The sequence below is a fragment of the Psychromonas hadalis ATCC BAA-638 genome (assembly GCF_000420245.1).
GTDB classification, from domain to species: domain Bacteria; phylum Pseudomonadota; class Gammaproteobacteria; order Enterobacterales; family Psychromonadaceae; genus Psychromonas; species Psychromonas hadalis.
The window spans coordinates 14,927-40,387 of the sequence record NZ_ATUO01000012.1; the positions used below are offsets into that span (position 1 = coordinate 14,927).

At 38.1% G+C, this 25,461-nt stretch carries 20 protein-coding genes; 11 read left to right on the forward strand and 9 right to left on the reverse strand.

The window, feature by feature from the left end; all coding sequences use genetic code 11:
- Positions 1-44 precede the first annotated feature (44 nt).
- From G322_RS0102835 to G322_RS24490, 6 genes are all read right to left on the reverse strand, one after another.
- Positions 45-3,755: a DUF6701 domain-containing protein gene (locus G322_RS0102835; RefSeq protein WP_022940301.1), complete on the reverse strand. Its 3,711-nt coding sequence runs from the start codon at positions 3,753-3,755 to the stop codon at positions 45-47.
- Positions 3,752-4,213, reverse strand: a complete 462-nt coding sequence (locus G322_RS0102840) for a hypothetical protein (protein ID WP_028866377.1) — start codon at positions 4,211-4,213, stop codon at positions 3,752-3,754. Before G322_RS0102840 ends, G322_RS0102835 begins: the two co-directional genes overlap by 4 nt.
- Complete coding sequence (locus G322_RS0102845) at positions 4,203-4,931, reverse strand: PulJ/GspJ family protein (protein WP_022940303.1); 729 nt, start codon at positions 4,929-4,931, stop codon at positions 4,203-4,205. Before G322_RS0102845 ends, G322_RS0102840 begins: the two co-directional genes overlap by 11 nt.
- Positions 4,931-5,467 carry a prepilin-type N-terminal cleavage/methylation domain-containing protein gene (locus G322_RS19800; protein WP_022940304.1) on the reverse strand — a complete coding sequence of 179 codons (537 nt, stop codon included), beginning with the start codon at positions 5,465-5,467 and terminating at the stop codon, positions 4,931-4,933. The genes G322_RS0102845 and G322_RS19800 overlap by 1 nt, the downstream gene beginning before the upstream one ends.
- Complete coding sequence (locus G322_RS24485) at positions 5,457-5,960, reverse strand: pilus assembly FimT family protein (RefSeq protein WP_022940305.1); 504 nt, start codon at positions 5,958-5,960, stop codon at positions 5,457-5,459. Before G322_RS24485 ends, G322_RS19800 begins: the two co-directional genes overlap by 11 nt.
- A gap of 147 nt (positions 5,961-6,107) precedes the next feature.
- Positions 6,108-6,560 (reverse strand): prepilin-type N-terminal cleavage/methylation domain-containing protein, encoded by a 453-nt coding sequence (locus G322_RS24490; RefSeq protein ID WP_022940306.1) that lies wholly within the window; start codon positions 6,558-6,560, stop codon positions 6,108-6,110.
- A 480-nt stretch (positions 6,561-7,040) separates the two neighbouring features.
- Here G322_RS24490 and G322_RS0102865 point away from each other — a divergent pair, with 480 nt between their 5' ends.
- Positions 7,041-8,525: a sodium-dependent transporter gene (locus tag G322_RS0102865; RefSeq protein WP_022940307.1), complete on the forward strand. Its 1,485-nt coding sequence runs from the start codon at positions 7,041-7,043 to the stop codon at positions 8,523-8,525.
- Position 8,526: 1 nt separating this feature from the next.
- Entirely contained in the window at positions 8,527-8,640 is a 114-nt protein-coding gene (locus tag G322_RS23215; RefSeq protein ID WP_022940308.1) for a MetS family NSS transporter small subunit, read from the forward strand.
- Positions 8,641-8,945: 305 nt separating this feature from the next.
- Here the strand turns inward: G322_RS23215 and G322_RS0102875 are convergent, their stop codons facing one another.
- Positions 8,946-10,859 carry an EAL domain-containing protein gene (locus G322_RS0102875; RefSeq protein WP_022940309.1) on the reverse strand — a complete coding sequence of 638 codons (1,914 nt, stop codon included), beginning with the start codon at positions 10,857-10,859 and terminating at the stop codon, positions 8,946-8,948.
- A gap of 83 nt (positions 10,860-10,942) precedes the next feature.
- On the opposite strand from G322_RS0102875, the gene rsmC reads away from it, so the two are divergent.
- From rsmC to G322_RS0102915, 8 genes are all read left to right on the forward strand, one after another.
- A complete protein-coding gene (gene rsmC / locus G322_RS0102880) occupies positions 10,943-11,989 on the forward strand; it encodes a 16S rRNA (guanine(1207)-N(2))-methyltransferase RsmC (RefSeq protein WP_022940310.1) in 1,047 nt (348 codons plus the stop codon).
- A 134-nt stretch (positions 11,990-12,123) separates the two neighbouring features.
- Entirely contained in the window at positions 12,124-13,353 is a 1,230-nt protein-coding gene (gene glgC / locus G322_RS0102885) for a glucose-1-phosphate adenylyltransferase (RefSeq protein ID WP_022940311.1), read from the forward strand.
- Positions 13,354-13,482: 129 nt separating this feature from the next.
- Complete coding sequence (glgC, locus tag G322_RS0102890) at positions 13,483-14,709, forward strand: glucose-1-phosphate adenylyltransferase (protein WP_022940312.1); 1,227 nt, start codon at positions 13,483-13,485, stop codon at positions 14,707-14,709.
- Between the two features lie 173 nt (positions 14,710-14,882).
- The gene (glgA, locus tag G322_RS0102895; RefSeq protein WP_022940313.1) at positions 14,883-16,355 is read left to right on the forward strand and encodes a glycogen synthase GlgA; all 1,473 of its coding nucleotides are present in this window, start codon (positions 14,883-14,885) and stop codon (positions 16,353-16,355) included.
- A 143-nt stretch (positions 16,356-16,498) separates the two neighbouring features.
- Complete coding sequence (locus tag G322_RS0102900) at positions 16,499-16,696, forward strand: hypothetical protein (protein ID WP_022940314.1); 198 nt, start codon at positions 16,499-16,501, stop codon at positions 16,694-16,696.
- A gap of 176 nt (positions 16,697-16,872) precedes the next feature.
- Entirely contained in the window at positions 16,873-17,088 is a 216-nt protein-coding gene (locus G322_RS0102905) for a CZB domain-containing protein (protein WP_022940315.1), read from the forward strand.
- Entirely contained in the window at positions 17,089-19,575 is a 2,487-nt protein-coding gene (locus tag G322_RS22130; protein ID WP_022940316.1) for a diguanylate cyclase, read from the forward strand.
- A 158-nt stretch (positions 19,576-19,733) separates the two neighbouring features.
- On the forward strand, positions 19,734-19,970 hold the full coding sequence (locus G322_RS0102915; RefSeq protein ID WP_022940317.1) for a hypothetical protein: 237 nt from the start codon (positions 19,734-19,736) through the stop codon (positions 19,968-19,970).
- Between the two features lie 221 nt (positions 19,971-20,191).
- On the opposite strand, the gene G322_RS22135 is transcribed toward G322_RS0102915, so the two are convergent.
- On the reverse strand, positions 20,192-22,225 hold the full coding sequence (locus tag G322_RS22135) for a cache domain-containing protein (protein ID WP_022940318.1): 2,034 nt from the start codon (positions 22,223-22,225) through the stop codon (positions 20,192-20,194).
- Positions 22,226-23,064: 839 nt separating this feature from the next.
- Here G322_RS22135 and G322_RS0102925 point away from each other — a divergent pair.
- Positions 23,065-24,669 carry a methyl-accepting chemotaxis protein gene (locus G322_RS0102925; protein WP_022940319.1) on the forward strand — a complete coding sequence of 535 codons (1,605 nt, stop codon included), beginning with the start codon at positions 23,065-23,067 and terminating at the stop codon, positions 24,667-24,669.
- Between the two features lie 266 nt (positions 24,670-24,935).
- Here G322_RS0102925 and G322_RS19815 read toward each other — a convergent pair whose 3' ends face one another.
- On the reverse strand, positions 24,936-25,139 hold the full coding sequence (locus G322_RS19815) for a hypothetical protein (RefSeq protein WP_022940320.1): 204 nt from the start codon (positions 25,137-25,139) through the stop codon (positions 24,936-24,938).
- Positions 25,140-25,461 lie beyond the last annotated feature (322 nt).

Here is a 25,461-nt window from a genome sequence, read left to right on the forward strand (position 1 = left end):
CATTATGAGAGGGAAACAGGCTAAATAGACACTATACGGTCTATTTAATCAAAGGTTTGCTTGCGGTAGATGATTCTGTCGTTACCACGGAATAAGCCAAACTGAATTTGTCCTGAAATATAATGTGCAACACTGTTGCTTAAGCAATTTGCCCCCTTACATTTAACCTTGTTTGTCTCGTCTAATAACCAAGGTGCTATAGACTGATATTCAACGTAATAGGTTGCTTTTCCTCTGACACCATTTTTCTTGTCATCATCATCTACTGGCGCAGAAAAGTTCAAATAACCGAGACCTTCTTGTAATACTGTATTGTCACCTGCAATTGAAATAGTTGTTATGCCCGTTTTTCCTGCATTAGAGATAGTTATCTTTTTATTAACCCTCGCTGGATCAGTGGCTATTTGTGGAAAATTAAGCGGAGTACAGCTATCTCTTTTAAAAACAGAGAAACCATTGCCATCAAAATAGGTCGCTTTAATGGGTGCACGTAGTGAAGTGTATTCACTGCCGTGCCCGTTTTCCGCTTTTAAACGCCCATAAGCAAAATCGCCAAAACTTTGTAATTTGTCAGGGTCAGGATCAATTAATAGGCAGCCATCTCCAGTACCACACACAGTAACGGCATCTGTTTGTAACTTTTCACCATCGCTACCCACTAAGTGAATAAAGTACTCTAGTTGATTATCGCTACCATCGGGCATCACCTCAAAAAATGGCCCATCAATGGATGATGCTTTCATTAATCCCATCTGTAAGTTAGTGACAAAATAGTTACCATCAGCCCAATTTTCTTCATCGTAATAAGTCAGCGGTGTTAATCTACTGCTCAAATCACTGCCTTTTTTACTAAATAACTTATCCAAAAATTGATTGTTATTAGCAACGGGATATCCTCTACTGTGATCATAGTTTTCTGTTCTTGATGAGGGTTCACCATCATTAACTTGTGCCAACGCATGCAAGGTATAATTAATGGTTAAGTCAGGTTTTAAGATTGATGGTTCTTGATAGAAGTAGGTAAAGTTAGAGGACGTACAACCTGCATCATAAGAGTAATCACTATAAGTCAGATAATCTGGGTAGAAATGACCTAACTCTTTAATCGGATCAACATCAACATTGTTACCTGTAATAAGGTAATTCTCATTTTCAAGTTGTAGACCAACCATACCAACCTCACTATAAGCAAGATCTTGATAGGTAAATTTACCTGCGGTTAGTAAAACAGTTAAAGAGTTTTCATAATCTAATGTACCGAGTAAATAATCGCTAATCGCCGAGGGAGTAAGTGTGGCATTATGGCTAAAACTTGGTACGATTTTATAAACGTCATCAGCTACTGACGGGCAATTAGTTGCAACACCTGAAGCTGTGCAGTCAATAATAGCCTTGGCTGTCAAATCAAAAGTATCTACTTGCAGATCGTTGCGATCAGGCACACTAGCACGAATAAATGCGCCACTGCTTTTAGGTCTATTCGTTTCAAGATTTCGTGGCTGCTCTGTTATATCATCAATCACTAGTTTTAAGGGGTTAACAATCAGATCAGCTTGACCAATAATAGCGCTGTTTCCTGTATCTTTAACATGAATTTCTATTGCCCCCGCATCAGGGTAGTTAGCCTTCACCTTCGCGATACCACCAACAAAAGTGACGGCGATCTCTGTTGTATTAGTATCTGCTTTGCCTATCGGTTGTAATAGGAGTGGTGCAGATTCAATGTACACCGATGTACTCGCAACCTCTGCAGCAACAGGATTGACATACTGAGACCAAAATGCGATTTTTTCTGGGTTATAAGCCTCACAAAGTCTGGTCTCTTCATTCTCTTTTACGGCGCTTAATGTCAAAGAGAAAGGTTTGTTAGCGGTATTGATGCAATAACCGTTAACCCTTTTAACACAGCTTAATTCCGTTTTAATCAGTGAAGTATGAAAAGAGATAGGTTTTAGATCTGAAGCTAGCGCACCCTGTGACATCAGCACTGAAACATCTGTTGCTGAGCGAATAGCCAACAGTAACGCTATCTGGCCTTTTTCACGGCCATCAAATGTATAAGTTGCAATACCATCATTAGCAGTCAAATTATCTAATCGCTTATTATCACTGACCATGCTCCAATCGCCAATGGTATCACCGACTGTAGGTGCTAATGTAGAAGTCGCAGTAAGATTAACAACCCCCACATAATCGCGATTAGGATCGCCATTGCTTTTTAATACTTTTAATGTAACAGGGTGAGGCTCACAGGTTAATGCGTTAGGCTGGGTGATAATAACAAATTGGTTGTCGTCAACAGGAGGAGCACCACACATGCGTACATCATAAACTTTCGAGTTTCCTCGAATCTTTAAATTACTCGAAGCTGTTTGACCATTAATGATAATATTGTTATCTAAAGTAAGATCTCCATTAATATAGATAGAAGCGTTGATACTACTTCTACTGTTAAAACTAGCCTCTCCATTTGCGGTAAAATAAAACTTACCAGAGCCACTATCAATTTCACCTTGTAAATTAAGAGGATTCCCATAAGCCCCTTGCTGAATAAAAAACATTACATTTCCCGATCCTATCACCTCTAACTTACTACCTCCATTTAGCGTAAGCTCTCGAATTGCATAAACACCTTCCTCTAAGCGAATGGTGCTCCCACCTTGAGCAGTCAAACGATCAATTTGATACATTTCATCCTGTGCAAAGTTTTTCCTCAAAAAAGTAATGGTTGATCCCTGACCAGCTGTAACATCTTTATACGTAGTTTGACTATATTCACCACTCCCACCAATAGTAATACTTTCACCCTGCCACAGCGCAATACTATCCCCCGAAATATTAGGTATAAAAAAAGAACTCAGAATTTTTGAAGAGGGTATTTTAATCTGACACTTTGCACCATTCCCACAACTATTATTATGAAGGTCTCCGCCACTTTCCCCCTCTTCAGAATAAAAAGAAAAACGATTTGTGAGCGAATTTAATATTTGTGTATCATTCTGCATGTAAATATTTCCACGCGAGTTAAAACTCTGCACCGCATCAGGGAAAATATCGTTACACTCTTCGATCAACTCATCGACAGGGAGATCTATTGGCACAGAACCAGAGGGTGGAGCAACAGGATCTCCATATTCACAGGTTTTTCCCACAACATCACTGTTATGATTTCGTTCAATAACACCACTTTGACTGTACACATTCCCATTAATAATAGCATTATTATTTAAATAAACATCTCCAACCGAATAAATATTACCGTTATACCTTGCATTTACATTTAATGAGACTCGTCCTGTAACATATATATCTTCACGTCCACTATTAGGCTTAATACTATTTTTTGAAACAAATAAATTACCTTCGTACAGTTTATAGTTGCTTACATCGGGAGGATTAGCACAATAGTTTTCTGCACTGGGAATCACAGATGTACAGCTATCTCCGAATATTCTTGAAAATAACCCCAAGAAAATACTGCTTTCCGCATAAACAGAACCATCTACAGAGCTAAACCAGCCAAGAGTAACATTTCCTGTTGCATAAATATTACCCGTAAAAGTATAAAACCAAGGAATAAAAACATCCCCTTTAACGTAAATACCTGGCGAAGAAAAATTAGGTTTTCCATTGAGATTATAATTCCCCTCAATCACTTGGTAATCAGCTAAATTAGCAGGAGCTTCACAGACAGCTTGTACATTGACTGAAAAAAAAAGTAGGAAAAATAAAGAGGTAACAAATAATTGCTTCATAAACTCACCGCCTCAATGCTGATTTGACGACGGGTAATGGTTTGTGCATTTTCACACACTGCGGTGCTGACTACTTTGTAACGAGTGGGTAGACTGGCGGAATTAATAGGTGCGATCGTGGAGCATAAAACAGTAGCATTACAACCGTGAAAACCAACCTCATTGGCTGGTAATGTTGCATTTGCAACTACATTGCTACAACTTGGAACGGTAGCAGAAGCACCAGCTGGAATAAGTGGGAAAAGCTCTGTCAGTGCAATCTCACTCGCAGAATAAGCACTCAGATAAGCGCGGGCAGCGTAGACTTCATAACTGGTGCCTTTGGCACTATCACGTTGTAGCGACATTAATGCGGCGCCTATCAATGAGATAATGATGATCACAAAAATGGCCAATACAATCGCACTGCCTTGTTGTTTTGATAAAGGTGCTTTATAAAACACTGCGTTATGGGACATTGTTAACATGTAATGTTTGCTCAATGGGTACATCCTGTCCATCAAAGTTAAGCATAAAAGTTACTTTAGCGAGACCATTACGCTGTAGCGTTGGCTTTGCCACTTCAAAACTGCCTTTGATATTATTTGCCATCAAGCTACTACTTGAACTTGATGAGGTACAACTATCAGCTAATCTCAGTTCGTCAGCAGCGTTAAAATAGTAGCTTTTTGAGCGATTAATAATATAGAGACGCTTACTGGGCGAGTTAAGAGGGAAACTCGCAGCGCCTATAAATGTTATCTGCTCACCAGTAACATTATCAATAAAGTGTGCTTTAGTTGAACTCAATTCACTCTCCATTAACAGATAAACCACCGCTTTATCACCCGTTGAAAAAGTATAATTTTCTATTGTTGCAATAGTGCCACTGCTTTTGCTCAGCGGCGCTATCGGAAAGTCATAACCATAAATGGTACTTTCTTTTATCGGGGTAAAGGTTAAACATTGGTTATTATTGGAAACGATGAAACTATTTGGTAGTGCATTTAAAATATCTCGGCGCAAACGCTCCATCACAAAACGGGTGCTGTTAAGCTCTTTATCACGCTCGCTAATATCTGTGTAGATACTCACCCCTGTGGCGATATAACTGCTGGTGGCAATGCTAATCGCCGCTAACACTATAATGACAATGACTAGCTCAATGAGGGTAAACCCTTGCTGTTTTAGGCGCATTAATAGTTTCCTTTTAAGGCACTAAAACGAATTTTCTCACCACTTGGGGTTTTGATAATGACGGCTATTTTTTTACTGATATTGGCAGTCACACTCACAACCTCTATTTTTACCGCGTAGTTATTGTATTGAGGAGGTAAATCACCCCCTAAGACATCACCATAACTCACCGCAGACTCAAAACCATCGGTAATAAAATCATCAACGTCATTGAAGTTTTGATGCCCACCATCCCTTTCTGCAATACTATCTGTCCCAGTCCCAGACGAACAATCTGTTTCGGAGGCATTAGAAAACCACACCTCACCACAACGGTATAACCCACCATTATGATCAGAGTTTTCATCATAAGCGCGTGATAGGATATCTTGCATAATACTTTGTCCAAGCTGTGACGCGCGCAAGCGATATAGCGGCTCTAGGGCATCTTTGCTTTGAGAAATCAGCATGGTATTCATGATCATCATCGCAATCGCTAAAACCACGATGCCCACCACTAATTCAACCAAGGTAAAACCACGTTTATTAAGGTGCATGGATAAAACCCTCTGATTCGATTTTGATAGAGAGATCATTATCACCTGTTACTGAAATAGGGCTACTTCCAGCAATTAATTTACCTTGTAGATCGAAACGGTAATTAACGGCTCCAAGCATACCTGTCGGGAATTTGACACGTCCAAACTCATTATAACTGTCTGTAATACAAACATCTGACGCAGACAATGCACTATCGCGACAACTACCGCCTGTTTGAGCGGTATGTTCATTATAAAAACAACTATTTTTCACCACTAACCAATAACAGGCGTTATCGGTATCCGTGCCAGTCGGGTCGGCATTCATGCCTTGCAATTGCACTAAACGTAAACGGGCGATCAGCTGGTCACGCACGGTGTAATCTTCAAATCCAGAGCGACTAGAAAACTTAGGAATCGCAACCGCAGATAAAACGCCAAGTACAATGATAACAATCACTAACTCAATTAGTGTAAAACCTTGCGTAGCATGTTTATGCAATAAGCGCATTGCAAGCTCTCCTTTAATAAGAGATAAGTAACTAATTATAAGAAATGTTTCATTTTTTTTCGAGGAGTATTATTAGTATTTGTTAGGAAGTTAAAATAAAAAATCCCGCATTAAAGCGGGATTATTAATAAGTGCTAATAGTTAAAATTAACAGCCAGACTCATCAAATGTAATTTCAGGACGATTTTCAGCATCAGCAGCCTCAACATATTGCGCATTACAACCCGTACCATCAGTTGCCAAACCAGCTGATGTACCTGCAATAATAATAGTACCAGTACCAGACATGACCCAATCTTCAGTGGAAAGTCCCGCTGCTTCACGTAGGGCAGTCACTGAACCTTCTGGATAACCAAAGGCAATAATAACGCCGTTAGCTTCTGTAGTACCATCATCTAACTTTTCAGTACCATCTATCGCAGAGCGAGAATAAGTCAATGTCGCAGCACCTTCCAATGCTCCTTTGACCCCTTTAATAGCTGACGCACGTGCATCACCTTGTAAATCTACAAATTTTGGCAAAGCAGTCGCTGCTAAAATACCTAAAATGATAATAACGATAACTAATTCAATTAATGTAAAACCTGACTGTTTTTTCATGTGTAAATCCTTTTTTTATAAACTTATTTTTTATAGATAAGCAGACCATATACCAAATTTAGGGCATTGCGAATTAAATTTTATTTTAAGCGAATAAAATGCGATCTAAATTATGAATTGTATAAATTTACGACACATTAGCATTAACTAAAGTAAAAACAAAGGAACGTGATCAAAATTACATCAAGTTCTCTGACAAAACCAGCTCACATTATGAGCCTAAAAACATCACTTTAAGCAAAACAAACAAGGCAAATTATTGCCTAAATAGTATTAAGAAGCGGCTTCAAAATTACTTGCGCTTTTGTTTTCAAAATAACCCGTCATTTCAGGCTTTTTAAAAACAATTTAGTGCAAGTTATTGTGTAACGATTCCTAACTAGGTACCCTGCTCGTCCGCTTTTGCAAATGCATAAGCACAATACAGATAAAATCATCGATAAGATCAACGGGTAAGTTGATTTTTACAAAGGAATATTTATGAAACGAGAACAATGGGGATCCCGCGCGGGGTTTATCCTTGCTGCTGTAGGTTCAGCAATTGGGTTAGGGAATATTTGGCGTTTCCCTTATATGGCTTATGAAAATGGTGGAGGTGCATTTTTCATTCCTTACCTGTTTGCGATGTTAACAGCGGGTATTCCATTTATGATCATGGAATTTGGTATGGGTCATAAATACCGAGGTTCAGCACCACGTGTATTTGCGCGTTTAAACAGTCAATTTGAGTGGCTAGGTTGGTTCCAAGTAATGTTAGCCGCCATTATTGCCGTTTATTATGTGGCGGTCATCGGTTGGGCTATCTCCTACTTTAGCATGTCCTTCACGCAAAGCTGGGGCACCGATACCAACGCTTTCTTCTTTGATGAATTTCTGCAGTTAGGCAGTGATAATAGTCCCACTGTATTAGGCTCTATTCAGTTACACATTGCGATTCCAATGGCCATTGCATGGCTCATCACCTTTGCTGCTATTTTTACCGGTGTGAAAGGCGGTATTGAGCGCGCCAGTAAAATCATGATGCCTCTGCTGTTTATCATGGTGCTGGCTTTGATTGCACGTATGGTTACGCTACCCGGTGCATTAGATGGATTGAACTACCTGTTTCAACCTGATTTTAGTAAAATAACCGATCTGAAAGTATGGTCGGCAGCTTACGGTCAAATATTCTTCACATTGAGTGTGGGTTTTGCCATTATGCTGGCTTATTCGAGTTACCTACCTGAAAAATCAGATATCACCAATAACGCGTTTATGACAGTACTGATAAACTGTGGTTTTTCGATTGTTGCGGGTATCATGATTTTTGCTATTTTAGGCAACATGGCACATGAACAAGGGAAACCTTTAACGGAGGTTGTTACTTCGGGTGTAGGTCTTGCTTTTGTGACTATCCCCTCTGCCATTAACTTACTACCAGCGCCTTATATTTTAGGCCCTGTGTTCTTCTTTGCATTAGTGATTGCAGGCCTTAGCTCGCATATCTCTATTATTGAGGCGGTGACCTCTGCCTTTATTGATAAGTTAAACCTCTCTCGTAAAGTAGCAGCCTCATGGATTTGTGGCATCGGCTTTGTGGTTTCAATGGCATTTGCAACTAACGGTGGTTTATTACTACTGGATCTGGTTGATTACTTTATGAATAACATTGCGCTATTAACAAGCTGTCTGATTGAATTGTTTATCATGGGTTGGATCATTAAATTGTCTGATATCCATAAACATGTCAATACAGTTTCAGAGTTCACAATTGGTAATTGGTTTGAAATCTGCTTACGCTTTATCAGCCCACTTTTCCTATTGGTTATTTTAGGAACCAATATCTACACCACACTAACAGAGGGTTACGGTGGTTATACACAATCTGACCTGATGTTATTAGGTTGGGGATTAGTTGGTGCAATGTTTGTTGTTGCGATTGTTATTAACAAAGCAAGTAAAAACAGTTTTTCACAGGAGAGTTAAGATGACAACAGGCGCAATTATTATGATGGTTCTTGGTTTAGGCATCACTTGGGGAGGCGCTGCCTTCTGTATTCGCAAAGCGATGAAGAGTGAAGCTAAAACTAAAGCTAAATAGTTAAATAAGATGAGTTCAGCCTCGGCGGTTCTCATCTTCTCCCCACCTTATAAACAATCTATTTAAAAGCAACGCAATAGTGGTTAATTTCTATTGAGCTTATAAATCAGAAGAAACATCACCACAAAGTAAAATCAAAAACGATTATTACTTTCTTCCTTTTTCTTCGTGGTCAATTGCTTTTGGTCTTGGTCATTACATTTACCAAAGGCGCAGCTAAAGCAGCACCTCCAAAAAATAAAAACTGATTATTGTTTTCTTCCTCTTCCTTCGTGGTTAAATGCTTTTAAACTTAAAATAAGAAGTTAAATAGAGAGAGGTTGCGCGGTTGAAAATAACGAGCCTTGACCTGCAAAAACGCCCAATTTAACTAAACACTTCCACTCTTCACTATTTTCAATGCCCACTGCGATCACGCTTGCAGAGCTATTTAAGCAGCTTGCCATTAAACTTTGCACCGCAGTTTGATTGGTTTTCCGCAGGTTAATATCACGCACCAATCCGGGATGAAGTTTTAAATAATCGATAGAGAAATCAAGAATATAACTGGTGTTAACCACTGATTTCCCAACATTATCAATGGCTATTTTACAGCCCACTTTTTGTAATGATATGAGCGCATTGCGCAGAGGAAAATAGTGTTCCACCAATAAATGTTCAGAAACCTCCACTACCAAGTTATGACGCAATGTGCGCGATAATTGCATCAACTCATAGATAAACCACTGCATTCTTGCTTTATCCATTAAAATGGCGCTACTTAAGTTCACCGCAATCGGGGTGCTTGTTTCACCACGTAGCACTAATAACGCTAAGATTTTCTCCAGCATCAACAAGTCAAAGCGCGCTTGTAAACCACACTTCTCCGCCATTGGCAGAAAAACACCCGCAGCAATTATTTCATCATCATAACCAATAATACGGGGCCACAGTTCTGAATACAGTTCTGTCATGCCATCTCGTAACATAAGGCGCTGACGATAAAGTAATAGACGATCTTTTTCTAAAATCGATTCTAGTAGCGTACGCCACCTGACCGTTCCTTTAAGTAAACTGATTTGTTTCGTCTCTTGATCAGCTAAAAACCATCCACTTAACTTCTGATGTTTGGCAACCAACTGCGCACGGCTCATGTCATCCATAATCACTAAGGTTTTTTCACCGTAATAAAAATGTACGACACCAATATGAAAAAACTCTTCAATTGGAAAGGTGTCAGGAAGTTGCAGTTGCAAAAGCAATTTTGTGAGTTGTTTAGCGGCAACCTCACTCTCCTCATAAGACATCTGTGGAATAAGCAGCACAAATTCAGATTTTGCAACACGCCCATAAAAGGGTTCTTGATAACGTGTAGAAAATTCGCTGATAAGCTCGGTTATCTGTAATAACAAAGCATGACGCTTAGTTTTACCAAAACTTTCTTGTACTGCCTCTAACTCAGAGAACTTAATCTGCAATAATGTACTTGATAAAACCACTGCATCGGCAGCAATCGCGTCTAACTGATTATCAAACGCCAAACGATTAGCGATACCCGTGGTTTCATCTAAGAATGCCTGACCGCGGATATGTGCATCAAAATAACTGCGCTCTTTTTTGCTCTCATCAAGCTGTAAGCTGAGCATATCTAATGCTTTACTGGCTGATTTAGGCCACTCCCCATGCATTGCAAAACGCGCGGTAGGGTTATTTTGTAGGATATATTTAGCACGCAACTCTAATAATTCAGCCCCTCTAAACTGTTTTTTTATCCAACGAAGTGAAAAGGCTAATAACAGTAAACTAAATACGATGGCAGAGCCGACTCCCCAGAGTGGTCCAATCGAAAAGGTCAACGCTTGATAAGGTTGACGGGTATGTATAATCAGTAAGGTATTAGGGTAACGCGCCAGTGTATACTGATAACGTAAAAGCAGATCATTGGGAAAAAACTCACGACTTTCATAATAGTTTTGAAACAACACTTTATCTTTACGTTTTACCTGTAGACGCACAATACCAGAAGCATCTAAGAGATCGGGTAACCAAACATCAAACGCCTCTTTATCAACATGTTTATCAAGCTGCCGTTCAATCACCTGCACAACGCCATCAATACGATGATGATGAAATTTCAAAGAGAGAGAGCGCAAACTAAATAATCCACCCACTAAAATAAGTGCGATACACGTTAATACCACCGTTGTAGTGATAAAAGTAAATTTATCCGTAAATTTCATTTAATCCTTTCGTGCCTTAATAAATTTGTATACAAAAGTGTACACTACCACGAACGAGAAAAAGTCAAAAACAGGAATGGTCAATGTCAGTCACAAATACAACATATTCAAACCCAAGTAAGCTATTACAGCGTAATGAAACCCTCTTTGAAGGTAAAAATATTTTAGTCGCGGGCAATATGGAGGATGATTATCTATTACATTTGCAATCTCTGGCAAATTCAAGCACCTTTTGTTTTAGTGATTATCGCTATTTTAGTGCGCTAGAGAATAAACTAACGGCATCAACGACACTATTTACTGATAATTACCAAGGTGAACAACAGTTTGATCTGTTACTTATTTTTATTCCCAAAGCAAAGCAAGAAATACAATATCTACTCGCAAACCTTACTCCACACCTTAAAGAAAATGCCGACATCATTTTAGTGGGCGAAAAAAAATGTGGTATTAAAAGCACAGGGTCGTTATTAGAAATATACAGTGACAACATTAACAATATTGATTCAGCACGCCATTGTTCTCTTTTATATTGCCAATTAAACAAAACGGTTAGCCCTTTTAAACAGAATGATTGGGTTAAAACTTACGCGATTAAAGTTGATGATATCGAGTTACAAATATGCTCACTGCCGGGTGTGTTTAGCCACGGAGAATTAGACAAAGGCACTGAGCTTTTATTGCAAAACTTACCCCAAAAACTCAAAGGTTCTTTACTTGATTTTGGCTGTGGGGCGGGGGTAATGGGCTGTTATATTCAAAAACGTTTTCCTGAGCTTGAGATAGATATGGTTGATATAAATGCCTATGCTTTAGCCAGCGCAAAATTATCGCTGATAAAGAATAAACTTAACGCTAATGTTTTTGCTTCTAATGTATTTTCACAGATAGAAAAGAAATATAATACCCTACTTTCTAACCCGCCTTTTCATTCGGGCAAAAAAACCAACTACATTGCGGCAGAAACATTCATTAATCAGTCTCCTAGTCACCTAAAAAGAGGGGGCACACTGTCAATTGTCGCCAATAAATTCCTCCGATATGAGCCACTACTAACAGAAAGTTATACAAATCTCACTATTTCTCAACAAAACAACAAGTTTAAAGTGCTGACCTGCCTCAATAAATAATCAAATAGTTACTGTTCTTCACTTCTATTTTTTTATCTTTTTTGGTACTGTCTCTTCAACCTTATATTGCTTCACATAGATTAAGTTGCAAACACTATTTATTACACTTATTTCCCTTTAATCTGGAGACATTTATGTCTGGCATTCTTGCTATGATTCTTGCTGGAGGTGAAGGCTCACGTCTTTACCCATTAACCTCAACAAGAACAAAACCTGCAGTACCTTTTGGTGGTAACTACCGCCTTGTTGATTTTGCATTAAACAATTTTGTCAATGCAGATTTAATGAAAATATATGTATTAACACAATTTAAATCCCAATCTCTGAATATTCATCTGCGTAAAGCATGGCGACTCTCTGGGATTGGCATATCAAGCCGATTTATTGAAGCGGTGCCAGCACAACAACGTGTTAATAAAAGTTGGTACAGCGGTACTGCCGATGCCATTTACCAAAATGCGCGCTTTATTGAAAAAAACAATCCTGACCATGTCTGTATTTTTGGTAGTGATCACATCTACAAGATGGATGTGCAACAAATGGTTGAATATCACAAACAAAAAGCGGGCTCATTAACCGTAGCCGCTATCCGTGTGCAAAAATCCCAAGCGTATCACTTTGGTATTATTGAAGTGGATGAAGAGGGACGCATGATAGGCTTTGCTGAAAAACCAGCCGTTGAAGATGCTAAAACAATCCCTGGCGATCCTGATCATGTCCTTGCTTCAATGGGTAACTACATTTTTAAATCAGATGTCTTGCTTAAAGAACTTTACATTGATGCGCAAGATGAAAATTCTAGCCACGACTTTGGTAAAGATATCATCGGTAAACTTTACCCTAAGGGTGATGTGTTTATCTACAAACTCAGTGATAACTACATTGAGGGCGAACCAGCAACGGCTTATTGGCGCGATGTTGGTACCCTTGATTCGTACTGGGATGCGCACATGGACTTGTTAGGTGACGATGCACCGTTTTCGTTGTACAACAAAAATTGGCCACTGCATACCTACCATCCGCCACTACCACCAGCAACATTCCGCGACAGTGGCGATACCGTCAGCGATGTTTCAAAATCAATGATTGGTGCAGGCTCTTACATCAATGGCGCTAAAATCGAAAACTCCGTGCTGGGTTTCCGTAGTCACCTCTGTGAAGGCGTAGTTATTAAAGATTGTATTTTCTTAGGTAATGCAAAAGTAGGCGCGGGCGCACGACTCACGAAAGTGATCCTCGATAAAGGGGTAGAGATTGCACCAGGTACCGTGATTGGTGAGAATTTAGAAGAAGATAAAAAACAATTTACCGTATCAGATAACGGTGTTGTGGTTATCGCTAAAGGCACTAAAGTTGGTTTTTAACCCCCACTAGGAATTGTTACACAATAACTTGCGCTAAATTATTTTCAAAAAACCTGAAACGACTGGTTATTTTGAAAACAAAAGCACAAGTAATTCTGAAGCCGATCCTTACTTAATATAGGTTTTAATATGGCAAAAGTTCTCTCTATGATATTAGCGGGTGGCGAAGGCTCTCGACTTTATCCTTTAACACAATCACGCACCAAACCCTCTGTACCGTTTGGTGGCAGTTATCGTTTAGTCGATTGTGTATTAAACAATTTTGTTAATTCATCACTGTTGCGCATTTATGTATTAACTCAGTTTAAGTCTCAATCACTGAATGAGCACCTTAATAAAGCATGGGCATTAAACAGTATTACCGATACCTTTATTGACGCGATTCCAGCACAAATGCGTACGGGTAAACATTGGTATAGTGGTACGGCCGATGCAATTTATCAGAACCTACAATTTATTGAATCAGATGAAGCCGATTTAGTGTGTGTTTTTGGTAGCGATCATATCTACAAAATGGATATCCGCCAAAAAATCACCTTTCATCAAAAGAAAGAAGCAGTATTAACCGTTTCTGCTATTCGCCTGCCAAAAGAACAAGCCTATCACTTTGGTATTATCGAAGTGGATGATGAAGGTCGTATGGTCGGTTTTGCAGAGAAACCTTCGGTTGAAGATGCAAAAACAATTCCTGGCGATCCAGATCATGTACTCGCTTCAATGGGTAACTATGTATTTGATTCAAAAGCTCTGCAAGCAGAACTGATCCGTGATGCAGCCGACGAAAACTCTACACATGACTTTGGTAAAGATATCATCCCTCACCTTTATCCACAGGGTAAAGTGTTTGTTTATGATTTCACCACCAATACCATTGCCGGGGAAGAGAATAGAGAAACTTACTGGCGCGATGTAGGTACGCTTGAATCGTACTGGGAAGCAAACATGGACTTGGTAAAGTCTGAACCCGCTATCTCACTGTATAACCGTAAATGGCCAATGCATACTCACTACCCTGCACTACCACCAGCGAGTTTCCGCGATAGTGACCAGTTTATCTGTACCATTCGTAAATCATTGATCTCTGACGGTTGCCATATTTCAGGCGCCACCATCAAAAAATCAGTGCTTGGTTTTAACTGTTCAGTAGGTACAAATACCAATGTTTACGAGTCAATTTTATTAGGTAATATTAAAATTGGCAGTAACTGTATCTTAACTAAAGTTATTATTGATAAAGATGTACATATTGCAGACAATGTACAGATAGGTGTTAACTTAGAGCAAGATAGAAAATGCTTTACCGTTTCCGATGAAGGCATTGTTGTTATCCCTAAAGGCGCTAGAATTGGTTTTTAGTATCGGCTTCAAAATTACTTGCGCTTTTGTTTTCAAAATAACCCGTCATTTCAGGCTTTTTGAAAACACTTTAGCGCAAGTTATTGTGTAACGATTCCTTAGTATCAAATACTAGCCATTAATAAGCCACGGTTCGCTGTGGCTTATTTATTTTCCAAATAAGGATCGATCGAATGGATCATCGCAAATTAAAAATTCTTTTTGTCTCTTCAGAAGTTGAAGGTTTCTCAAAAACAGGTGGCCTTGCCGATGTGGCGAAAGCCCTGCCCATTGAGTTACGCAATTTAGGTCACGAAGTTAAAATCATCACCCCTTTTTACCGTACTATTAATCATCGTGAGCACGCACAACATCGCTTTAGCCTAACCCTTAATACCGACTGCGCACGTCCCGATATCCAATTTCAGGTACATGAATTAAGCCTTGATGGTATCCCTGTACTAGCCATTGATAACGCTCACTACTTTGACCGGGCGGGATTATATGGCGAAGATAATCACGCCTACCAAGATAATGGCGAACGTTTTGCTTTCTTCTGTTTAGCCGCATTACAAGCCTGTGAAGCGGATGATTTTACGCCCGATATTATTCACTGTAACGATTGGCATACTGGGCTTATTCCCTACCTGTTAAAAACGCGTTATCACGATCATTATCGTTTTACCCATACTAAAACGGTATTAACTACGCACAATGCCTGTTATCAAGGGATATTTGATAAATCTCAGCTTAACCTGATTCCAGAAGTTAGCTCTTGTATGGATGAGCGTGTTTTGGAAAATTACAACTATATTAATTATCTTAAAGTGGGACTGACCTACAGCGATAAAATTAATACCGTCAGCCCAAACTACGCCAGTGAACTATTAACATCACTTGGCTCACACGGCATGTCACAGCACTTTTTAGCGCGAATTCATGATTTTGAAGGGATATTAAATGGTTGTGATTACAACGACTGGAACCCAGAAACCGATAAATATATTGCCGCTAATTTCAGCGCAGATGACTTAAGTGGCAAAGTTATCTGTAAAGCAGCACTACAACAAGAGGTCGGCCTGCCAATAAGTGACCATCCTGTTTTTGGCATGGTCTGCCGCTTAGCAGATCAAAAAGGCTTTGGTTTAATCATTCCAATATTAGATAGGCTCTTAAAACATAATATACAATTAGTGATTGTTGGCTCTGGCGACCCTGCAATTACTGGACAACTTAATGCGATAATGGCGCACTACCCTGATAAATTTAAGTTTATCGATATCTATAGCAATAAACTCTCACACATGGTCGAAGCGGGCGCTGACTTCTTTATGATGCCCTCTATTTTTGAACCTTGTGGATTAAATCAGCTCTACAGTTTAGCCTATGGCACACTGCCTATTGTACGCGCTGTAGGAGGTTTAAAAGATACCGTACTTGATTATGACCAAGATCCTGAACATGCTAACGGATTTGTTTTTTACGATACCAATCCCAATCAACTCCTTAATTTACTACGCCGTGTTTTACTGCTGTACATCGAACACCCAGAAGAGATGTTACGTTTGAAAACCCAAGCAATGCGATCTCATTTTTACTGGTCAGATGCAGCCAAACATTATGAACACCTCTATTACAACGCACTTTATCAGCATCATAACTGGTAAATAAGCCCAAAAAAGCCAATCAAATTTTGAGTGGCTTTTTTATTGAAATCAGTATTACATTTAATGGATTAATTAGAGAAAAAATAGCCAGTTATCCTACGCTTGTATGTAATTAATTTTTATTTTTCATGCTGGGCTTTTTTATGAAAAATAACCACCCCATTAATAACAAACAACGCCATTTCAAAGAGGGGTCTAACCTTGTTTCAGTAACCGATTTAAATGGCGCGATTGAGTATGTCAATGATAATTTTATTGATATAAGCGGGTTTAGCAAAGAGGAGCAACAACAAGTTTCTGTAGAGATGAATCAGAATGTTCTCTCTATCAACGATCAATAAAATGTGGCTAATGACGAAGCAGAAAGATTACAAAGTAACGCAATGAAACTTAATGAGATGATGCTAAACAAGCCCATTTGGCCTGGAAAACCCGTGTGCGCACTTATTTAGATGGGGATACTTCTGTACTCACCAAAAAAACAAGCATACTCACATCGCGATTGTAAACTTGACCTGTGGTATTATGGCGAAGGGAAAAACGTTACAGTGCTAATGCCTCATTCAAACAGATAGAATCGCCACATAAACAGTTACATAAAATAATTAAACAGATTATTAATGTCAATGAGAGCGCGAACAAAACCGAAGCAGAAGCGCTTTATCAACAGATTGATCCACTTTCAAGGGAAATTGTAAGTTTGATTGATAAAACCAAACACGCCATGAAATAGATGAAAAAAGATAACCACAAAATAGGCATTAAAAAACATCTCCTCTTATTGCTGGTTATCTTTGCAAGTAGCGTTAGTGCAAGCCCGCTAATAAACTTAACAGAACAAGAGTTACAGTTTTTAAATGCCCATCCAACGGTCGTTTTAGGCAGTGACAGTGGTTGGGCTCCTTATGTTATTGATGACAAAAACGGTAACATTAGCGGTTATGATGCAGAGGTTTTAGCGCTGATTAACCAAGTCAGTGGCGCCAATTTTGTTTTACAGTTGGGAAAATGGCAAGAGATAACCAACGCGCAAGAAAAACGTCAAATTGATGGTTTGAGCACCGCAGTCACAAGTAAACAACGTGCTTTACACTCAAACTTTTCAAACAGTTACCTGTCTCTTGAAAAAATAATCTTTACCCGTAAAGATCTGCCTTATCCAACAAATAATAGCAACGATCTTGAAGGCAAAAAATTTGGTATTTATAAAGGAAATATTGTTGCACGTACATTTGCACAGACAATTAAAAATGCACAAATTATTAAGTTTGATAGCACGCAGGCATTAATCGAAGGGGTAACAACGGGGAAAGCAGATTTTATGCTCGGTAATGCGGCCATGTTTTACCTGCTTAACAAAAGTGGTAACCCTTTTTTAAAACCCGCTATTTTTCTGCGAGATAAACCACTCGCCCTCGTTTTTGTCATACGCAACGACTTTCCTGAAGCAATCACCATCATCAATAAATCCTTGCAGTTTATTGGCCAGAAGAAGCTTTTACAGTTAAAGAACAAATGGTTCTCACCTGATGTTAATAAGCTGATACTTTTTAACGACACTGAGATGCATTACCTTAAAAAGAAAAAACAGCTTACCCTCTGTATCGATCCAAACTGGATGCCCTTTGAACAGTTGAAAAAGAGCAAACATATTGGTATGAGTGCAGATTATTTTGACCTTTTTCGTGAGCAATTGCCTATCCCTATTAAGTTAGTCCCCACTCAACATTGGCAACAAACCATCAACTTTGCCAAAAATAGAGAGTGTGACCTTATCTCACTGGCGATGCCTACCAAAGAACGTAATAGCTACCTTGATTTTTCAGATATTTTATTTGAAACCCCAGTGGTATTAGCAACTAAACCTAATATCACCTTTGTTAATGACCTCGCAGTAATCCAAAACAAAAAAATTGGTATCATTGAAAACTATGCATTTAATGAGATTATTCGCAATAAATACCCCAACATAGAGGTGGTTAATATTAAAGATGCACAACAAGGGTTACAACAAGTGGTCAATGGGGAGTTGTTTGGTTACATTGATGCGCTGCCCACTATAGGATATATGTTCCAAACAAAATTTATGGGAGAGCTAAAAATATCAGGAAAGTTTGAAAACAGTTGGAAAATGAGCATTGCCACACGTAATGATGAACCTTTATTGTTACCTATCATTAATAAACTTATCAAGCAGATCCCCGCGCAGAAACATCAACAGATATTCAACCGTTACGTCTCCATCAATTACGAGCGCGGTTTTGACTATCAACTCTTCGGGGAAATAATGCTGTTTCTCGCCATTATCTCACTGCTCTTTTTATACCGCTACCGCACCATGACAGCCTACAATCGGCGCATTAAACACTACTTAGCGGTGATAGATAAAAACGTACTCACCTCATCCACTGATGTAGATGGCAATATCACTGAAGTGAGCAGTGCATTGTGTCGATTAACTGGTTATAAAAAAGAGGAGTTGATTGGAAAAAATCATAATATTTTTCGTCATCCAACAACAAAGAGTAGCTTATATCAAGCGTTATGGTCGGCCATTACTCAAGGCCAAGATTGGCGTGGTGAGATACTGAACTTAAATAAAAATGGTTCAAGTTACTGGGCAAACACCCACATAACCCCGATCTATTATAAAAATGGAAAGTTACGCGGTTATACCGCTATTTTACAAGATATTAGTGATAAAAAACGATTAGAAAAATTAACCATTACCGATGCACTCACGCAGATCCCTAATCGCTTATTTATCAACAAGAGCTTTAACAACGAATTTGCACGTAGCAAACGTTACCACAGCCATTTTTCATTGATCTTGATGGATATTGACAACTTTAAGCAGGTAAATGATAACTACGGACACAAGGTAGGTGATGATATTTTGATAAATATAGCGATCATCCTAAAGCAAAATATTCGCCAACTAGATCTACTCGGTCGTTGGGGTGGCGAAGAGTTTTTAATTATCTGTCCAGAAACAGACCTACAACAAGCGAAAGTCGTTGCAGAAAAGATAAGAGAACTTATTGAACACTTTGAGTTTACCAATATCCCTCAGCTAACCTGTAGCTTTGGTGTCGCATTATCTCGCAGTGATGATAATAAAGAAGCATTGTTCCAGCGTGCAGATAATGCACTTTATGATGCTAAAAATGCAGGACGTAACCGTGTTAAATTAGAAAAAATCAAAAAAAATTCTCTTTGAAAATCATTATCTTCCTAACAAACAGCCAGTTTAAAGTAAAATATTTATAGCCTATACGTTGATAATTATTACATTATCACTATATTTCAGCAATCTGTTTTTGACTTGATTTTTATTAACAGTTTTTGACAAAACACCACAACTAATAGGCAAAAATCATGAAATTAAGCTATGCACTATTTTTTCTTATGCTACTTGTAACAGCGACTTCTGTGGCACTTTCATTTGTTGTAAAAGACCAATTTCAACTACTTGGTTGTAATGTCAGCGGCATTCTTTCCATGGGCTTACTATTGGGTGCGTCTCTGTATGCATTTGATGATTACTGCAAGGAAAAACAGGGTGAATTAGGCACACTTGGACAATTAACACAAACAATGCTTAAGCATTTATGAAATATAAATAACGCCAAATTAATCCGATATAAATACCAATCTAATTAAATAGCGAATCAATCTTACTGGTTAAAATAAATTATTTCATCGTTGCAAGTTTCGCAAAAAGAACAACCATTTACATCAACTTACATCTTGAACTAATCTATTTTCCCTGCGTAATATTAGATCACAAACTTAATGAAATTGGCATGATTTGGCAAGTTACCATCCGTTAATAATCAAATTACATCAATATTGGCTGGAATTTTAATAGTAAATAATAGCCCTTGTGACTTAGGTACAGAGCACACAATCGAGCCTAATAATTTATGCACGATTTGATTATAAACAATGGGTAAACCTAACCCAGTGCAATCGGAGCCTCTTTTAGTAGTATAAAACGGCTCAAAAATTTTATCGACATCTTCACTACCACAGCCATTATCAAAATATTCAATAATAACCCACTCATCCAAGTGCCGCGCAGAGATACAAATACTCGGAGCAGTAAGTTGATCAAAACCATGCATTAATGAATTTTTTATTAGTTGTGTTAATACTTCACTTAATACCCATTGATAACTCTTTAGAGTAATCTCACGCTCAACCTCAACGAGCAATACCACCCTTACTCGTTTGAACTGATTCTTAAATGTATCCGCGAGTGAATCCAACAGTGATTTAATTGAAAATATTTGCAGATGCTCATCGCCTTCGTGTATTGAAAGAGATTTGAAGCTATGCACTAACTGTACGGAACGCTGCAAATTTGTATCTAACAATTTAAAGCCAAGCTGCCACGATTGCTCAATACGTTGTAAATCTTTTCTGGTTAACTGCTGAGACTTTAATTTTTCAAATAAACAATCAACCTCCTTTTCAACTTGGCTGATTGAAGTAACCATAACGCCTAACGGTGTATTCAGTTCATGTGCCACGCCAGAAACCAGCCCCACCATCGATGCCATTTTTTCAGATTCAAGTAGCTTCTTCTGTGCGGATTTTAAATGTGAAAGTGTTGACTCTAAATCCTTATTGGCGCTCTCTAACTCAACCGTACGTGTAGACACAAGCTCCTCTAAATTAGCATTAAGCTCACTTAGCGCCTTCGTTTTTTGATTTACTTTCTGCTGATAGTTTTGAAAGCGTTTTTTTAATGCTTTAGAGAAAATCAGGGCAATAAAAAATAACACCGTCGAGGTAACCAGGGTGACAATCGCACTTTGCAATAACTCTTTATTGTTTTTCTCATTCAACCGTGCTTTTTTGCGTAACACGATCTCATCGATCTCATCTAAATAAGCGCCCGAACCCAGCGACCACTGCCAATCATCAAACCCTTTCACAAATGAGCGTTTATGTGATGCTTCCCCTGTACTGGGTTTAATGCTATCCACATAAGAGAGAAACCCTTGACCCGTCTTTGCTAGCGCTAAAATTTTCTGAGTGGTAGCAACACCATTAGCGTCTCGATAGTCTATTCTATTTTGGCCAATATAACTTTTTTCCACATGGCTTAAAAAGACCCCTTTTTTATCTATAACAAAAATATACCCCTCTTTACCATAACGGATATCATTAATAACCGTCAGTAACTCCTTTTTTAACTCCTGCTCATAATCAACAATATAATCCCCAGTGCCAATAAACCAATCAAAGGGAGCAAAATATTTACCATAACCAATTTTTTCATACTCTGTTTGTGTATCGGATGGTTTTTTCCACCACCATGTTAAAAAACCCTCACCCTCTTTTTTAGCAATATTACTTAATTCTTGAATGACATATCGCCCTTTAATATCTTGAAAATTCCAAAGATTAGTGGTCTCTAACTGCGGTGAAATGGGGTGCATAATCGAAGTGCCACCACTCTCATAAATAAAAAAATAACCTCGTCCTTTATTAAAGCGAATATCTCTTAATGTATCCGCAATTAACTGTTTTATCTCCTCAGGAGAATGATGCTGATTGTGTCGATAAATAGCCATCGCAATGGTGTGTGCTTCTTGTACTCTTTCCTTTATATTAGCTTTTATTTTTTCTGTGGTCAGTGATTTTTCTGCTTTTATAAAGTCATAAACCCTGAGTACCTCACTTTTAATCAGCGTCTCCTTTTCAAGGATTGACTCTTTTTTTAACTTATCCATCTCGTTATTAAAACGATTCTGATTATTTTCATATAAAATAAAAATAGAGATAAGTGAAAAAAAAACGACCAAGAAAGGGGCAAGTTTGACGGTACGTAAAATCTTTATTTCATCTTTATGTAACATTGGTCGCTCATACGTTATTAATGACTTTACATGCTTATGCACTTATCTCAGGAAGCGATCAAGTATTGCGCAGAAAAATGAGCACTAACAAAGCGTGAGTTGCACTTTTATCGAGGTTAACTAAAAAACGTTAATGCCTTGATATTTGCTCTCACTTCAAAACGCAGTTAGCAGTAATTTGAACAAGCAAGATTAATCAGCTATTTAATCCGATGGCTATAACTCAGGCTAAAATTAAAAAGGATTGAAATACTGAACCATGGAGTGTGAGAAGAAACACATAAAAACCGTGTGACGGATATTTGAGTCTTTTCTTCATCTAGCGTTTAGTACCTCTGTGTAATGTCTTTAAGCTTTTTACAAAAAAATGAGTCAGATACATAAGCATATTACTTAAAATAAGGGTTAAGTGTATTTCATACATACACATTTTCAAGCTTTAGATGATTAAAACGTTATGAGGGAAAGTGATTGGTACGAGATATTTTAAATAAAAAATGTAAACGGAAGGGCCTGTAAATAATTCTGTGTAATTACCCTTTTACAGATGTTTTTTAAACTCCCCCAGATCCTCACTTTACAAGTAATATAAGGCAGTCAACTGTAGTCTCTTTGTTGTAAAAAAGTTACCGCCACGTTAACAAGGCAAGCCTGCAATTAGAAGTACATCGCATTTTCAGGAATTATATATATATTAAATATATAAGCGTTAAAAGTAGATGGTAATAAGTAGAGCAACCATGTGTAATGTCATGTAATTGAAAAAGTATTACCAACGTGCATTGGATATATTTGTTGTTCTTTTTATAAAAAAAGAGAACAACAAACAAAGGAAACATATGAAGTTAATAATGATGTTATTTCAAAAATTAGGCATTACAAGTATTAGAGGACAGTTACTTTTTTTAGGCGCTATGTTATCAATATTTGCGATTAGTACGATGAGCATAATTTATTCAAGTATGGAGGCTGATGCGACAACAATTAATGTTGCCGGTAAGCAACGCATGCTCTCACAACGTATTGCAAAAGAAGTATTATTGGTTCAATTCTCTTCACTGGAAAAACAACAGGTGCAACAAACCATTACTCAGTTTGAGTCTTCAATGAATAAATTAATCAATGGGGATGAAAGTGCAGGTATTCATGCATTTAGCGATGTAGCAATAAAAACGCAACTACTTAAGGTTAAGGATACTTGGCAAGAGTACCGAATAAATATTGAACAAATATTACAACTCAGCCCTTTTGATTTAGCGAACCCAAAACACCTCCAATACTTATTGGATCTGCAGAAAAGCTCATCTTTTATTCTTAACGCAGCAAATAAAGTCGTATTATTAATGGAAGAAAATAGTAACAAGGCGGTGAAAAATGAGATGTATCTTTCACTTTCTTTAGTCTTACTGTTACTTATTCTCTCGATACTGATTCTTTTTTATATTAATAACAACCTAATGTTACCGCTATTACCTTTACGCAAGGCATTAAAAACACTATCTACAGGTGACTTAAGAATGCGTTTACCAAAAAACACAAGTTGCCAAGAAATAGAAAGTTTATATGATGATTACAACCTTTCTCAACAGAATATGTCGAGTGTTTTAAGTGATGTACTGCAATCAGTCGAAAAGCTCAGTGTTGCCAGTTCACAATTACGGAATGTAGCATCAGAAAATGCAAACAGCATGCTACAACAGTCTGAAGACATTGAATTGCTAGCAACAGCAATGAATGAGATATCTGCAACCACCCAAGAGGTCGCCGATAGTAGCCTTAATGCATCAAATTATACTGAGCGAGCAACATTAGAAGCCAATAATGGACGTCAGGTGATGGGACAGGCAGCTAATACCATTGAAGATCTGGAGCACCAGGTCAAATCAGTCAGTGATGTGATTGATTCACTTGCAATTGGGAGTAAAGAGATAAGCTTGGTCTTAGATGTGATCAATGGAATTGCGGATCAAACTAACCTTCTAGCATTAAATGCAGCGATTGAGGCTGCGCGAGCAGGAGAAGCTGGCCGCGGTTTTGCTGTCGTAGCAGATGAAGTGCGTGCTTTAGCGAATCGTACTGCACAATCAACGAATGAAATTCAACAGATGATCGAAAAATTACAGAACCAAACTCAACAAGCGGTACAAGCAATCCAAACCAGCCAAGAACATGCATCAGTTGGCGTTGAGCATGTGCAAAGTGCAGATCTCGCTTTACAACAAATAAGTCAGATAGTTTCTAGTATTAATGAGATGAATGCACATATAGCCACCGCCTCTAAAGAGCAAAGTAATGTTGCTGAAGATATGAACCAAAGACTCTTACAGATTGCAGATGCATCACAGATAACACGTGATAACGCAGCAAATAATAGAGAGCTTGCAGAGGAACTTTCAATGATGGGGAAAAGCCTACATAATGATACCAAACACTTTATGATTTGATTTTACAGCCCCTATTCCGTGAAGTGAAGGGTATAAAACAAACTGTGTAAACACCCTTAAATATGGGGAGCGATCTGCTCCTCAAATTCGATTATAAAACTATTTAATAGCACCTTATGCATCATCCATTGAAAATACTTTTACTGATTTTATAATGACACGATTCTATGCATTAGCAGTGCAGTACCAATCTGTATAAGTATCTGCTCTTGCGCTTACTAAAATAATAAACGCCTACGTTGCATTCAATCGTAATAGTCTTGCTCTTAACTCTTTTCCCTACGCAAAAAAAGATCTGAGACACACCATGCTGCAAAGAGGTTAAACATCATGACAGCAACCATAATGGCAGGCATGCGCAACCAAGGACGCTCTATCATAATGCGATATTCTACAATGCTAAAAGTGCTGGGTAACCAAACAGTAAAAACAGTTAACAGCAAACCAATTTTTAATGCGCATAAGGCCATTTTATGTTTATACCGATTACATTAAGTATGTGATCTAAATTTTGCGCAGGAAAAACAGCTAAATTTAAGGTGTAAGTTGACGTAAATGGTTGTTCCCTTTACAAAACTTACAACGCAGAAGTGAGTTATTTTAACCAGTAAAATAGATTAGCTATTTACTGTAATTAGTATTACTAAAGAGTAACAAAGGAAACAAAAAATCACAGTGAAAAATACAATCTGACCATCACGTAAAAAATGCACAGCGAACAACCCAATAAGCTAAAAACAATGTAATTACTCGCCAAACCATAAAACGCCCTCTCTTTTATTGTCTCTACCA